Source organism: Microbacterium sp. SD291, from assembly GCF_017355365.1.
GTDB lineage: Bacteria > Actinomycetota > Actinomycetes > Actinomycetales > Microbacteriaceae > Microbacterium.
The window spans coordinates 1-16,218 of the sequence record NZ_JADIJR010000001.1 but is presented as its reverse complement, the minus strand read 5'-3'; the positions used below and the strand labels follow the sequence as shown (position 1 = coordinate 16,218).

The following is a 16,218-nucleotide window of genomic DNA, read 5'->3' as shown; positions in this document are numbered from 1 at the left end:
GGTGAGCTGCAGCTTCAGGCGGGTCGCGTCGATCCGGTACACCTTGTAGGTGCCGGCGGGGAGCCCGCCGATGGCGCTGCCGACCGGCTGGTAGAAGACGAGGTCCCCGGTCTGGAAGTGGTGCGACTGACCGAAGTCGATGATGTCGGTCACCGGGTCGATCGTGAGGTTCCCCTCGACGATCCCGGGGGTGCCCGGATCGTCGAACAGGGCCTCGAGGCCGAGCTGCAGCGAATTCGCACCCGTCACGATGACGTTGAGGCTGCGACCCTGGAGGCCTGTGGCGATCTGGGCGCCGTTGCCCTGCGTGTCGTACGCCACGAGCTGGCCGGTGAAGGCGTTGTGTTGAAGGGCGAACGTGATCGTGTTGCCGGAGACCGTGCCCGCGTCGAAGGTGCCGTCCGAGCTCGGCGGCGGCGGCTGGTTGTTCGTCGCATCGATCGTGATGAGCCCGTTGCTGCGGATCGAGGCGCCGCCGGTGATCAGCACGGAGACCGTGGGGGTCATCGTCGCTGTCGCCCCGAACAGGTTGATGTTGAGCAGGCCTCCCGTCCCGCTGGTGGTCGCGGCATCCGAGTCGTTGAGGCTCTCGGCCTTCGCCGAGATCGCTCCGGAGGCGATGATCACGGACGCCGCGCCGCCGAGGGTGACCGCCACGGTCGGCGTGCCCTTGGAGGTCGAGGACGAGTCGCTGATCGACAGGGCGCCGCCGCCCGCGTTCTCCATCCCGGCGAACGCGAGATCGTCGGCCTTGGCCAGGACGTCGAGGAGGCTCGCGCCGCTCGCGGTGCCGACGCGGACGTGGCCGAGGAGGTCGGCACGGGTGACGCCCTTCACGTCGGCGGTCGGGTTGGCGTCGGGGGCGATGCTCGCGAGGCCGCCCTGCACCCGCTCGAACACCGCCTTCGCCTCGTTGTGCGAGAGCGCCCTGAGCGCCGCGGTGCCGGACGGTGCGGCGAGGGTCGCGCCGGACTCGACCGTGGCGGTCGTCGTCGCCATCGCGGTGGCGAGCATCGACACGTCGCTGATCGCGAGGAGGAGCGAGACCGTCGTCGCGCTCGCGGAGGCGAAGACGCGGTTGCCGAGGAATCCTCCGCTGTAGTTGTGGTGCGCGAGGACGGATGCCGAGGCGCCGGTGCTGTACACGCGTCCGATTCCGGAGATCGACGCCGCCGTCGTGCTGCTGTCGGTCGCGGTGACGGCGCCTGCGACTGCAGAGACGAAGCCCGAGATCTGCAGTGCCTTGTAGGTGGCTGTCACCTTGATGCGGGCGTCGGCGAGGACTGTGATCGCCCCGGATGCCTGAAGGTTCCCGCCGACACGCGAGCGCGTCGTGACGGATGCCGTGGCGTCGAGGTCTGCGACCGAGACGCCTGCGCCGATTCCGCCGCCCGCCGCCCGGCCCTGTACGCGCGGGTGCGCGTCGGTGCGGGCGGTGACGGATGCCGCGGCGATGGTTCCGGAGATGCCGTCGAAGTAGGCGTCGACCGTCCCGCCGGAGGTGACCGTGCCCTCGACCACGCCGATGCCGGCGAGGAGGCCGACGGTCGGAAGTGCCAGCGCGTCGACCTGCGCATCGCCGAACGCCCGGCCGAGGACCGTGAGCAGGGTGGATGCGCTGACCTGTGTGCCGCCGCCGACTCCGGCCGCCACGGTCGGCGAGTTCTTCGCCTCGGAGAAGCCGCCGGCGACGCCCGCGGCGAGTCCGATCGACCCGAGACTGACCCGCGCGAAGGCCGGTGCGACCGTCGTCAGCACGTCGGACGTGGTGTTGCTCGCGTCGTTGATGTTCGAGAACGTGTAGCTCGGCGAGATCGTGTTGCCGTTCTGGTCGACGTTCACGCGGGCGATCAGCGAGACGTTCTGGCCGCTCAGCGATCCGCCGCCGACCGTGTACGCCTTGACGGTGGGTGTCAGCACCGCATGCGTCGAGGTGAGGCCCGCATCGAATCCGAGCGACGCGCCGAAGCCCTTCGCGTCGGCGATGGAGACGGCGATGGCTGCGGCGGTGAAGGTGACGCCGCCGCCGTTCGCGGTGACCTGCGCGTCGTCGCCGAGGTACGCGAGCACCGTCGGGGTGGAGCTCGTGGTGACCTTCACGATCGCAGCCGCGAAGCCGAGGCTGAACCCGAAGGCCGACGAGGTCGCGAGCGGCGTGGAGGTGTACTGCGCGGTGACCGTCACTCCCCCGCCGGTCGTGACGACCGAGGTCGGGTCGGTCGCATCGACCGAGGAGATGCCGTCGGCGGGGCCGATGCGCGAGACGACGGTCGTGGAGTCGGTGGCGCGGGTCTGCGAGCCGGAGACCCCGATGATCCGGATGCCGGCCGCCGCCGTGGATGCCTGCGGCGAGCTGGTGCCGCCAGCCGTGAGCGAGACGCTGCCGGCGGTGACGTCGGCGCGGTCGTCGATGAAGGCGGCGATCGTGCCGCTCGTGGTCGCCTCGAGGTCGACGAAGGAGATGTCGATCGGTGCCGCCGAGATGTTGGTGCCGATGGCTGTCGCGTGCGCGGTGCGGGTCGCGTTCAGGGTGGCTGCGCCCGAGCCGAGGGCGACGGTCTCGTCGAATCCGATGTACGACTCCGTGGTGCCGCCCACGGACGCGCGCGGGCCGGAGACGAGCACGTTGGCGAGGGCGGAGATCCCGACCATCTTCGCCTCGGCTTTCGCGTCCGGTGTCGCCGTCGACGTGATCGTGAGCGAGCCGGCGTTGACCGTCTTGCCGTTGCCGACGAACGCCCGGGTGATGCCGTTGACGCGGGCGTCGGGCTGCAGGAGGGCGACGCTGAGGCCGCCGCCGACGCCGCCGCCGGCCGCTGCGGTCGCATTGTCGTCGGAGACTGCGGTGACCGTCACCGCTCCGGATCCGACGAGGGCTCCGCCGATGGCGGCCTCGGTCGTCGCGCTGACCTCGGCCAGCGCGTACGCGACGGTCACGGCGACGATGCCGACGGCGACGATGTCGGAGGCGTCGGCGGTGGCGCCGTTGTGCGAGTGGGAGATCGCCGAGGCCGAGGTGCCGCCGGTGACCTGGCCCAGGTAGCTGGCTTTCGTGGCACCGCTCACCCGGGCGAACGGCATCTTCACGTCGATGGTGAGGAACCCGACCGTCGGGCCGTCGGAGCTCGACGTGGCCGTGTAGGTGGAGTCGCTGGTGACGACGAAGGCACCGTTCGTGAAGGCCGTGCCGCTGTCGCCGCCGGCGACGGTGTCGGCCGACACCACCGCCGAGGTCTGCGTGCCGGAGAGCGTGAGGAGGCCGATGCCGACGAAGGTGCTGTCCGCGTCGGCGAGCATCGTGGCGTCGGCGTTGATCGTGATCGAGCCGGACCCGGCGACCGCGCCGTTGAGCTTGGCGCGGACGGAGCCGCTGACGGTGGCGTCCGCGCTCACCAGGCCCGCGCTGATGCCACCGGCAGAGCCGCCGTTCACGACGCTGCGCGCGTAGTTGTGCTGCCCGTCGGCGAGGGTGGTCTGCGCATCGATCAGGATCGCGCCGGCGACGTTCACGGCGGCGTTCACGTCGACGACCGCGTCGGCGTCGCCTCCCGCGCGCGCGTCGGAGAGCACGCCGGTGCCGGCGAGGCCGAGCGACACGGTGAGCACGAAGACGTCGGAGATCGCCTGGTTGCGTGCGCGGACCTGCACGGTGAGGCTCGCGGTCTTGGTGCCGGTGCTCGGGATGTCGCCGTCGAAGGATGCCTTCGTGGGCCCGTCGGCGTACGCGATGCTCTTCTGCACGCTGAGGCTGACGCCGATGCCGGCGCCGACGGCGGTCGTCGAGGCGGTGGCCCTGTTCATCGAGGTCGCACTCACCAGCACCGCGCCCGCCGGCGCACTCACCTGGGAGTTCGCGAGCACGAGCGCATACGTGACTGCCGCGGCGGTGACCCGTGCGTCGGCCACGTTCACGGCGGCGGAGCCGATGCCGCCGATGGTCACGATCACGACCTCGCTGACTGCGCGGTTCGCGCTCGTCGAAGACACAGTCACCCCGGCGGAGCCCGCGGTCAGGTCGCCCTCGACCGAGGCTGTCGTGCCGCCCGCGACTGTCGCCGACGGCACCGAGACGGCGACGCCGAACAGCCCGCCGCCGGCGCCGATGCCGGTCGTCACGCGCGCCTCGTTGCCGCTCGATGCGGTGAACGAGATGGCGCCGCTGCTGGAGATGATCTGGTCGTCGTTCCCGTCGCGGGAGAGCGCCTCGACGTCGGCGCCGCTGCCGATGACGGCGGAGAGCACGCTCGCGGCGATGCCGACGGCAGCGGATGCCGCCACCACGATGCCGTCCGCCTTGGCGAGGTTCTTGCCGACGGCGCTCACCGCGACGGACGTGGAACCCGTCACGTCGCCGTCGAGGATCGCCTGCACCGCCCCGCCGATGTACGCCTCGGTGAAGAAGAGGCTGATCGAGGCTCCTGCCGCAATCGACACGATCCGGCCGATCGAGAGTGCTTCGTTCCTGAGGTTCGCGCCCTTGAGGCCTGCCGTCACGGCGACCGCACCGGAGGAGGCGATCGAGCCGGCCGCGGTCACGTGGGCGACGACGTCGGCGGTGTCGGCGACGACGGCCCTGGCGTACGCGACGCTGAGGGCGAAGGCGGCCGAGATCCCGGCGATGATGACCTCGGCTTCCGCGCGGTTCTCGGCGAGGGCGTGCACCGTGGCGCTGGAGGATCCGGCGATGGTGCCGCTGACCGTCGCCGTGGTGTGCCCGGAGACGGTCGCGATCGGGATCATCGCGGCCACGCCAGCCACGCCGCCGACGATACCGGGGGCGTACGCCCGCACGACGTTGGTCGCGTCGGCCTTGACGACGACGGCGCCCGAGGTGTTCACCGAGCCGCCGAGCTCCGCCTCCGTGTCGCGATCGCTGGTCGCGATCACGACCGTGAAGCCGAACGAGAACGCGCCGACCGTGACGTTGAAGGTGCTGCCGGAGATCTTCTTGCGGTCGCCGGTCGCGATGACCTGGACGCCGCCGGAGACGACGACGCCGCCCGTGGTGAACGAGGCCGCGCGGGTCGTGCCCGAGTACTCGATGACCGAGACGATGCCGCCGAGCGCGATGCCGGCGCCGGCGACGACGCCGACAGCCCAGGACGTCGGGTCGAAGTGGTCGGTCGCGGTGACCTGGATGCCGCCGATCGCCCCGCCCGCTCCGATCGCCACCGTGCCGCCCTGGCCGATCAGCGCCTGGGTGTCGCCGCTGATGTCGATGACCGAGATCGCCGCGCCGATCGCGCCGAGGGCGATCGTGATGCCGACCGCGTATCCGGCGACGGTCTTGTCGGAGTCGGCGCTGACTGCAATGCCGCCGGCGGCCTTCGTGACCGCCGCGGTCGCATCGATGTGCGCCTTCGTGGCCGAGGAGTCTGTGAGCACCAGGATCTGTCCGGCGATGGCGACCGCTCCGACCGCGCCGGTCACGGCGATGATCGTGACGTCCTCATCGAGCTCGGCGGTCACGCGCACCGCGCCGCCCGCCGAGACCACCGCGCCGCCGAAGATCCCCGCGTCGACGTTGCCTGCGATGGTCATGATCGCGATGCCGGCGCCGATCGCCCCCGCACCGCCGGCGACGGCGCCGGCGAGGACGAACACGTCGAGCACCTCACGGGCCACGACCTCAACATCGGCGAGCATCGAGCGCACGGTGCCGTAGATGCCTGCGGAGACGCCGGAGGGCGGGGCCGGCTGGGTGAACTGGTCGGATGTCGGGCTGGACTCGGAGTAAGAGCCGCTGACACTGGTGTCGGATGCCGCAGCTCCTCCGAACACCCGGAACCGGTAGTCGCTGTCGGCGTTCGCCCAGCGTGTGGTGTCGATGTTCGGGGCGATGTTCGCGTTGGCGATGGCGACCTTCGCGCGGTACCTGTGACCGCCGAAGCTGACGTAGTCGCCGGCGGCGTATGCCGCGCCGAGGACGAAGGCGGCCGTCCCGTCGCTCGGGGCGCCGTCGAGAGCCGACTTCCATCCGTCCTTGACGGCATACCAGTCGCTGTTGCTCTCCGGGTTCGCCGCCCCGGCGAGGATGTCGGCGGTGGCCTGATACCGGGTTCCGTCGAAGGTGACGTAGTCGCCCTTCGAGTACGCGGTCGCATTGCTCCAGGCGGGAGCCGGCGCGTCGCTGCCGTTGCCGGACGCGACCTGGTCGGCCTGGTGCTGTCCGCTCGTGCCCTCGCCGTCCGTCGCGGTCTTCGGGGCATCCTGCTGCCACTTGGCGGCATCGGTGCCGGGCTGCACGCCCAGGCTGTTGCCCTTCGCGACCCAGGTGCTGCCGCCGAAGGTGACGACGTCGCCCGTCGTGTACGACACGGTGTTCGACCACGCGCCGCGGTGCGGGCCGTTGGCATCGTTCGAATACGAGGCTGTGGGTGCGGTGCCGATCGACCAGACCGACACGGCGCCGGCGACGCCGACGAAGCCGCCGCCGATCGAGACGGCATAGGACTGCACGTGCTTGATCGCGAGGGCGTTCACCCGCACATCGCCCTTCGCCCAGACGTCCGTCCCGGTCGCGAGGTAGGCGTTCACCGTGATCGAGGCGACGCCGATGTCGATGCCGCCGGAGGCGCCGACGAAGCCGCCGGCGACGCCGCCCGCGAATGTGAGCGAGTCGAACAGGTCGGTCGCCACGACCGCGACGGCCTGTGCGTCGTCGACACCGCCGACGATCGTGCCCGCGCCCTTGTTGACCGTTGTGCCGAGATCGAGGTACGCCCTCGTGATGACCGTGAAGACGTTGACGCCGATGTTGGCGGTGACGCCGACGAAACCCGCGCCGACACCCGCCACGAGACCGAAGAGCTTCTCTGTCGACTGCGCCTGCACCGCGAGCCCGCGGAGCGTCGCGGTCGGGAACCCGTTCGCGCCGACCGGGCCGCTCGCGACGCCGGTGAGTCCACCGCCGAGCGCCTTCACGATGACGGTGTTGCTCTGCCCGAGGAAGGCGCGCGTGGTCTTCTCGATGACCGCGACGCCCACACCCACGCCGACCCCGACGTAGCCTGCGGCGATCGAGGCGGTGATGAGGATGAGCTGCGAGGCGCCGTTCGCGAAGACACCGAAGTTGTTGTCGGCCCGCAGCGTCACCCCGGTTCCGGTGAACGCGTTCGTGAATTCCTTGATCACGGTCACGCCGACGGTCCCGGCGACGCCGACCGTGCCGCCGCCGGCGGCGGCGTTGACGGAGACGACCGCGGTGCGGGCATCCGCTCGGATCTCGATGTTGTTCCGGGCGTTGACGACCGCATTGGACGCGATCGAGGCGTTCGTGTGCAGTTCGACGACCCGCACGGCCACGGAGGCGCCGACGCCGGCCGACCCGCCGATCGCGATGGATGCCGCGATGCCGAGGGTGCGGAAGCTGTTGACCGCCGAGACGAGGACCGACTGGCTGCCGTCCGCCGAGCCGCTGTTGGCGGCGCAGGCGATATCGGCATCGGCGCAGTTGATCTTGGCGCCGGATCCGATCGTCGCCGTGGTGTGCACGGTCACGACCGCGATCGAGCCGGAGAGGCTCACGGCCGCCGTACCGGCGCCGCCGGCCGCGATGCCGATCGAGCCGAGGTAGTCGCTGTTGGAAGCCGTGACCGCGACGCCGCCGAAGCCGCCTCTCACGGGCGGGGTGATGATCTGCGGTCCGACCTCGGAGCCGGGTCCTGCGGGCAGCATGCCCGAGGGCACGAGGCTGTGCGAGCGTCCGCTGCCGGTCGACGTGAAGTCGATGGGGGTTCCGCGCGCGATGTCAGCCGGGGTGTTGCAGTCTTCCTTCTTGCCTGTCGCCTCGCACTTCGTGCGCACGAGCTGCACGTGGCTGAGGTCGACGCTGTCGGCGGGGTTCGCCGTGAAGAAGTAGTAGGTCTGTCCGTCGACGAGTCCGCCGATCGGGGTGCCTCCGCCGGCGCTGTACACGACGGGGTCGCCGTTCTTCAGGACGAGCGGGGTGGTGCCGTCGTCTTCGTAGAGCACGTACGGGAGCACGATGTGGTTGGAGCCGACGTGGACGGCGCGTTCTGCGGTGAACCTGGCCGAGACATCGGAGGCGACGCCGGGCTCGGTGGTCGGGACGAACCGGTGGTTCTCCCCCATGATGACGCCGACGGGGAGCGAGAGTCCGGTGACCGCGAAGCCGGGCGCGCAGGAGAACTCGCTGGAACCCGGCGAGAGCGGAGGGCCGCGCTTGGTGCACAGCTGGATCGCGGTCGCCGAGACCGGGATCACGAAGTAGGTGCCGCCGTCGGTGAGACCCGTGATCGGGGCCCCGCCTCCGGCGTCGTAGATGACCTGCTGGCCGTACTTGAAGCCGTGGTTGTATCCGAGGTTGATCGTCGTCCCGTCTGCCTGCAGCCCCTTGCCGTCGAACGGGCTGCCGGGGAACGGCACCGGCCAGCCGCCGAGAGTGCCACGGGGATCGATGCGGGTATCCGTCCCGGCGGTCGCGTAGCTGCCCGCGTTGACGGTCGCGTGCGAGATGTGTCCGGCGAGGGCGAGGGCGGTGACTCTGGCGTTCGCGCCGATCGTCGCGGTCGTCGTCTTGGTCACGACCGGGACTGCCACGCCGGCCCCGACCGCGGCGGTGCCGGCGACCGAGATGTTTCCGGCGATGGAGAACAGGGTGAGGGCCGAATCGGCCGAGACGATGACGTTGCCCCCGGCGCGGAGGTCCGCGGAGGCGCCGACGGTGGCGGTCGTGGTGATCGTGATGACCGGAACCGTGACGTTGACGTTGACAGCGGCGGTGCCACCACCGCCCCCGCCGACCGAGATCGACTTGAAGTCGTCGCGCGATGCCGAATCGACGACGATGTCGCCGTTGGCCCGCACGATGCTCGACGCTCCGATCGAGGCGGCAGTCGTCTTCGTCACCGCCTGCACGTCGACACCGACACCGACACCCGCCGTGCCGCCGACCGCGAGGACGCCGGCGAGGGCGAGCAGGTCGACCTCATCGGATGCACGCACGATGACGTCCTGCGTGAGCGTCGGTCCGGCGTTCGTGCACGATACGCCGACGCAGTTGACGCGGGCGCTGTCGCCGATCTCGGCGGTCGTCGTATCGTCGAGGACGGTGATGGTGACGGAGCCGCCGACACCGGCGGACTGTCCGCCGGCTCCGCCGACGGCGAGCAGCAGGTAGTCGCCGGTCTGCTCGGCTTCGACCGTGAGGTCGTCACGTGCCCGGACGTCTGCGCCGTCATCGATCCGGGCGGTCACATGGTTGTCGCGGACGACGACGGCGACGGAGGCGCCGACGCCGGCGCCGCTCGTGGACACCGAGAGGTTGCCGCTCGCGAGGTCGGCTGTCGTCGTCTTCTCTGCGTGCACGGTGATGTCGTCCAGTGCGTCCACGAGCGAGTCGCCGATCGCGGCGAGCGTCTGCGGCGACGATCCGCCCTGGTTCGAGACCAGGACGAGGACGGATCCAGTGGCGGCGACGGAGCCGGCGCTCGCGGCGCCGGCGACGGCGAGGACGAACCAGTCCTCGGAGGAGACGGCCTCCACCACGACCGAGCCGCCCGCGCGGACGGAGGAGCTGTCGCCGATCCAGGCCCGGACGTCGGAGTTCGAGACCTCGACGACGACCGTGATGCCGACGCCGGCCGAGTCCTTGCTCAGCGCGAGCGTGCCGCCGACGTCGACGACCTCGAGGTCGTCCTCTGCGCGCACTGTCACGTCTTGGCCGGCGCCGCCCACGGCGCCTGCCTGATTGATGTCGGCCCCGTTCCCGATCCAGGCGCGTGTCGAGAAGTTCAGGATGTTGACGCTGAATGCTCCGGTGACGGCTGCGCCGCCCGAGCTCGCCGCTCCCGCGATCGCGACGTTCGTGAGCGTCAGCCAGTCGATCTTGCCCTTGATGGGATCCGGCACCTCGGGGACGAGCGGAACCAGGGTGCTGTTCGCCGTCACGGCGATCGCGCCGGTCGCATCCACAGTCGTCGGTGCGACGACGGTCGAGTCGATCCAAGCCCGTGTGCTCACCTCGAGGAAGTTGACCAGGAAGGCGCCGCCGATCGCCGAGCCGGAGTCGGTCGACAGGGCACCCGAGATCGCCAGGTTCTGCAGGCCGATCGACTGATCCGCGTTCACCGCGATGCCTCCGGCCGGGGCGTCGAGATCGGCGCCCGCGCCCACGCTGGCCTCGGTCGTCAGCAGCAGGATCTGCACGGCCGCGCTTCCGGCGACCGACGTGCTCTTGCCTCCGCCTGCGGCGAACGACCAGACGATGAACTCGTTGCGCGCGCCGCCAGGGAGGATCGCGGCGACCGTGATCCCGGTCTGACCCGTGACCTGGGCGCCTGCACCGATCCTCGCGGTGTTGTGCACGTCCTGGACGTTCAGGCCGATCGTCGCGCCGACCTTCGTGCCGCTCGAGTCGAGGTCGATCGCGGACCCGACGCCGAACGCGTACGCGCGGAGCAGGAACTGCGACCTCACCGTGACGGCACCGGTCGTCGCGGTGACGACCGCGGCGTCCGCGATGCGGGCGGTGGAGGTGGCTGCCAGCCAGTTCACCGCGACGGCCGCGCCGACCGCGGTCGTGCTGCTCTGCTGCGAGCCGGAGGTGCCTGACTGCCCGCTCTGGGCGTCGTTCGCCCCATTGGCACCGTTCGAGCCGTTCGTACCGCCGTTGGAGGTCGGCATGCCGGCGGTGGAGTCCTTCGTGCCCTGCGTGTTGGGGTTGCTGGCGCCGTTGACCTGCTCGGTGGACTTCTGGTCGCCGGACGAGTCGGATTCCTCGGCGCCCTTCGCGCTCGCCACAGAACGGGCCTCGGTCCGGGCCTCCGAGATCGCGAGCACATCCACCGCGGTCCCCTCGACGTTCCGGGCGATCTCGGCGAGCGTGTCCCAGTCGACGATCACATTGATCGCGAGGTCGACGCCGACGGCGGTGCTCTTGCCCGCGGCATCCGCCTTGCCCTCGGTCTTCACCCAGAGCGTGTGCGTCGCGCTGACGACGACGGCGCCGGTGCCCAGATAGCCGCTGCCGCCGGTGCCGAAGCGCGCGGTGACGTCGTCGTCGACGCTGACCACGAGTGCCACGACGGGTGTCACGGCGGTGCCGCCCTCGGTGCCGCCCTCCGCCTTGGTGCTGAAGTCGCGGAGACCGATCGCCGAGATCGTGATGCCGGCTCCTCCGGTCACTGCTGCGCCGTTCTGCACTTCAGCGCGCACGTCGCTGCCGTCGATCACCTGGAGGGCGAAGGATGCGCCGACTCCTGTGGCGGAGCCGACTTCGGCCCGGCTGGTCGCCTGCACGACGTCGCGCTCGTTGCTGTGTGCGCGCACGGAGCTCGCGGCCGCGGACAGCGTCACGGTGGCTCCGGCGGCGATGAGTGCCTCGGTGGTGTTGTCGAGGATATTGATCGCGAGCGCTCCGGCCACGCCGACGCTGTCGGCCTTGCTCGCTCCGGCCCTGGCGGTCGCGGTGACCTCGTGCTCGAACAGACGGAACAGAGCGTCGGAGGCGGGGGCCGCGGGCAGCTGGTCGCCACTGCCGACGGCGACAGACCCCTGGAGCACCCATCGGTGCTGGTCGTTCCGCTTGTAGAAGCCCGCCGCGTTCGCGCCATCGGCGTCGGTGAGCTGGAACCAGGTGTCCTTGTCGATCTCGTCCTTCGGGAGCTCGGACTTCTCCTTCACCGTGAACTTCGTCACGAAGATCCAGGCGCCACCGTCGCGCTTCCAGATGCTGCCGGCAGGATGGCCGTCCTTGGCCGTCGTGAGGAGGAAGTACTGGCCGTCGGAGGCACCGCCGGGAAGAGCGGCGACCGTACCGGTGAGGGTCACGTCGGTCTCGACGTTCCAGTCCGAGCCGTCGAACTTGTAGAGTCCGTCGTCTCCGCCGCCGTCGTCTGTGCGGACGAACGAGAGGTCGTCCTTGGACGGACCTGGGAGCTGCTTGCCGGACTCCACGGCCTCCCAGCCGCTGCCGTTCCAGCGACGGACGACGTCGTCGGTGTCGCCGCCGAGCATCCCGGCGATCACGCTCACGCCCGTGGCGGTGATGGTCGAGGCGCCGGTCGTGGCGCGGACGAGTATCGTGACGACCTGGACCGCCACTCCGGCGCCGACTCCCACGGAGCCGTCGGTCGCGGAGTCACCGGATGCTTCGGCGGACACATCCGTGTCGCCGCGCGCTTCGAGGGTCACGGTGCCGTCGGCGTCGATGGCGATGCCGTCGGCGAAGAGCGCCCTCACCGTGCTCGCGACGACGTTGATCGCGATAGCGCCGGCGATGGATACGCTGCTGCCGCTGCTCTCGCCCGATGCGGCCTTCGGCGTGGAGCTGGTCGAGGAGCCGCCGCCGGCGTTCTGCTGCTTGCTCTCGTTCGCCTTGCCGAGGTTCGCGTCGGCCTTCTGGTTCACGTCCTTGCCGCCGCCGCCGGATCCCTCGGACGGGGAGGCGCCCTTCGTGGCGGCTTCGGCCTTCGTCTCGACGTCGACGCGCTGGTGGGCGGTGAAGGAGACGGCGCCGGTGGTGTCGATGCTTCGAGCGCTTGAGGCCTCTGCGACGATGTCGTCGAGAACGGCCAGCGCGAGCGAGACTCCGATTCCGGCGGTGCTGCCTGCGACGGTCGACCCTGTTGCGGTCGTCATCGCGGCGACGTTCTGTGTGGCGGAGGCGGTGATGCTCGAGGCGGTGAGGGCGGTGGCCCCTGCGCCGAGCGTGGCGTTGGTGCGGATGGATGCGATGACGATGGCGACGGCTGGGACGATCGTGACGGTTCCCGACTTGCCTCCGGCCTGCGCCTGAGTCGTGAGCGTGACGTCGTGGGTCGCGGTGAGCGTGAGTGCTCCGGCTCCCGTGAGCGGGGGGCCACGGGTCGGGTCGATGACGGCCGAGATCCCGGCGAAGACGCGGTGGGTCGGCAGGTTCAGCGCGAGCGAGGCCCCGAGGCCGACTGTGGCGCCGCCGGACTGCGTCGCCTTGGCGGAGGCCTTGTCGATGCTCTTCGAGCCCGCCGTGATGGTGACTGCGCCGCCGCCGATGATCGCGACGCCGGGGAGCGGTCCGGGTCCTGGGTGCGGGCCGGGTGTCGGGTCGCCGAGGATCGCCGCGGTGGTGTCCTCTTCGACGAGGTTGAGTGCGAAGGCTCCTGCGACTCCGAGCGTGCCGCTCGTGTTGCCGGCGCCGGCCTCGGCTGTGGCTTCGAACGAGTGCGTGACGTCGGCGCCGACCTGCCGCACCGTGGCGATGATCGTCAGGCTCGCTGCCTGCACCGAGGCTCCGATCCCGATGCCGGCCTGGTTGATCAGGCGCACCTTGTTGACGGCGATCGCCGCGCCGATCCCGACGGAACTCGAGTTCGTCGCGGTGCCCTTGGCAGTGGCCGCGGCATCGGTATTGCTGCGTGCGGTGAAGGACGCGGCTCCCGTCGTGACGAGGGCCTGCCCGGCCGAGAGCATCGCGAACGTCGCGGAGCGGACGAGGTTGAACGCGAGCGCGGCAGCCACGCTGACCGTCGTGCCGTCCTCGTTCTGCGCCTTCGGGGTCGTCGATCCGCCACCTGCGCCGCCGGTCGTGCGGGTGGAGGCATTGCCGAGCTTGTCGTTCGACTTCGTGTTGGCGTCCTTGCCGGTCGAGTCCTTGCCGCTGCCGCCGGACTCCCCCGGTGCGCCGGCCGCGCTCGCCTCGGCCGACGTCGAGGTCGTCGACGTGTTGTCCGCCGTGATCGTGACCGCTCCCTGCGCCGTGAGTCCGCGATCGATCGTCGCTGCCGCCTCGTGGTCCGCAGAGGTGAGAGCGAACGCGATCGTGGCGCCGAGCGTGGATCCTGCACCCGCCGCCGTCGCGCCGGTGGCCGTGGTGACCGCTTTGGCCGTCTGCACGGCGGTGGCGGACACGGCGCCGGCGACGGTGAGGCTCGGGCCCCCGAGGATGGCGGCGACGGTCTTCACGTTGTGGATCGCGATGCTCGCGACGCCGGTCAGTGATGCGGTGCTGCCTCCGCCCGCACCGCCGATCGTCTCGGTCGTCGCGTCGTCGAGTCCGGTGGCGGTTGCCGTGAACGCGGAGAGACCGGTCGGTGCGGCGCCCAGTGCGACGCCGGACTCGATGGTGCTCCGGATGAGGCTGAGAGCGACGGATGCTCCGGCTCCGACGGCCGTGCCGTTCGAGCCGCCGCCGGACTGCTTGGCTGTCGCCTTCGCGGTGCTCTTGTGGCTTCCCCTCGCCGCCGTCGTGACGGCGCTGTCCCCGAAGGACCCGACGCCGCGGAGCTGCGCCGAGGTGCGCGCGTCCTTCTTCACGATCGCCAGCGAACCGGCGATCGATGCGGATCCGCCGCTGTTCTTGCCAGAGACCCCCGTCGCGGTGTACGACGAGTCGCCGGATGCCGGCTCGGATGCGGTCACGACGATGCCGCCTGCGGCGTCCAGCGCCGCGTCCTGCAGATAAGCCTCGGTCAGGAGATCGGCGATGATGATGCCCACTCCGATGCCGAGACCGAATCCGCTCCCGCCGCCGGAACCGGAGCCGTCGGTCGTGCCACCGTCTCCATCCGAGATCACGGTGTTCTTCGCGCTCGCGGTGATCGACTGCGCACCGGTCGTGGTGAAGCCGGCGCCGCTGACGTACGCCTTCGTGTCGTTGTCGATCACGACGACGGAGATGGCGCCGGCGACGTCGATCGCGCCGTCGCTGGTCGACGACTGCCCGTTTCCGCGTCCGCTGCTGTTGGCGCTCTGGTTGTTCTGCGTGGCGCCGCCCTTGCCCGCCTTCGAGCGGGCGGTGACGGTCGAGACCTGATTCGCGAGGATCGCCAGCGAGGCCGCGGTGGAGGCCGCGCCATTCGTGCTGTCGAACGCCGCCTCGGTGTTCTGCTGCAGGTGGACGACCGCGACACCGGCGCCGCTCGCGGCGTTGCTGGCGTCACCCGTGGAGGTGAGCGTCGCGGTGTTGGACGCCGCGATCCCGAGTGCTCCCCCGACCACGGCGCGCGCGGTGCCGGTGACCTTGCTGACGGCATCCGACCACACCGTGATGATCGCGACAGCGGCGTCGTAGTCGTTCGCCGTCGAGCCCTGCTGCCTCGATGCGTCGACCTGCGGGGTCGTGCTCGCGGTGACCGTCGACGCGGCGCTGACGGTGGCCGAGCCGCCGACCTCGATCAGCGCGCTCTCCCCGATCGTCGCGGTCGCGTCGGAGAAGACGATGGCTGCGTCGCCGTACTGCTTGATCAGGTCGAACGGGCCGACGACCGAGGTCGCGGTCGCTGTGAGGTCGCCGCCGACGTCGAGATGGGACGCTCCGCGGACATCGACCGTCGCGCGCGAGTTCACGAGCACCGCGTAGGCCGTCGCAGCCGAGGCATCCGGGATCACGGTCGCGGTGGCCGTCATCGCCACGTCGCCGGCGGTCGTGATCGTGCTGTCGTCGATGATCACCTCCGCCGTGGCGTCGTGATCGATGCAGCCGAGGATGCTGAAGTCGTCGAAGTTCGTGCAGTCGGCCACGTCGAGCGGCACGCCATCTGTGTTGCTCTCCGCGGCGGTGAGCGTGACTGAGCCGGCTGTGACCTGCGCGTTCGCGAACGTGATCGATTCGAACAGAATGACGAATGCCGCGTTGAGCAGTGCGATGACGCCGCTCACGACGATGCTGTCGTGGCCGTCGCCGCCTTCGATCCGGAGCATCTCGCCGGCAGCGGTCGGCGCGAAGAAGCTGATCTGCTCGAAGGCGTCGCCGCCGGTCGAGCGGAGCAGCAGCCTGGTTGCATCGCCCGGGTCCTGCACGAGCTCGGCCTGGTTGTCGCCCGGCGTCAGCACGTGCGTCTTGCTGCCGGTCGTGTTGTCGATGATCGGCTCGATGTTCGCGTACGTCACGACCGTCGCGCCGAAGTCCAGAGTGCCGCTCGATGCGTTCGCGGCGGCGGACGCGAGCCCGCCCGCACCTCGGGTGGCGAGAGAGTCGAACCCTGCGGCCCCGTCGAAGAGGATCGGGATGCCGGGATCGGTGCTGCCGAAGTCGATCGTGAGCGTGTCGTCGCCGCCGGTGCCTGTCACGCGGATCTCAGCGATCTCGGCGAGTGACCGCGTGATCCCGTCGATGCTCACGGTGCCGTCTGCGTGGAAAACCAGCGTCGAAGCTGTGCCGCTCATCGTGATGTGCCATGCCGACGCGGCCATGTCGGCCGACGTCGCGAACGAATCCGCCGGCTCTCCCGTGCTCGATGCATCCGGCGCAGGAGCGTCATCGGATGGCGCAGGCGC

1 protein-coding gene (only partly in view) is annotated in these 16,218 nt (G+C 70.6%); it reads right to left on the bottom strand.

Annotated elements, in window-relative coordinates; translation table 11 throughout:
* Nucleotides 1-16,107 carry the 5' portion of a Calx-beta domain-containing protein gene (locus IPV10_RS00005; protein WP_207479049.1) on the bottom strand. Its footprint begins 15,036 nt before the window's first position, so 16,107 of the gene's 31,143 nt are visible here — the first part of the coding sequence; its start codon is at nucleotides 16,105-16,107; its stop codon lies beyond the left edge, outside the window.
* Between the last annotated feature and the right edge of the window lie 111 nt (nucleotides 16,108-16,218).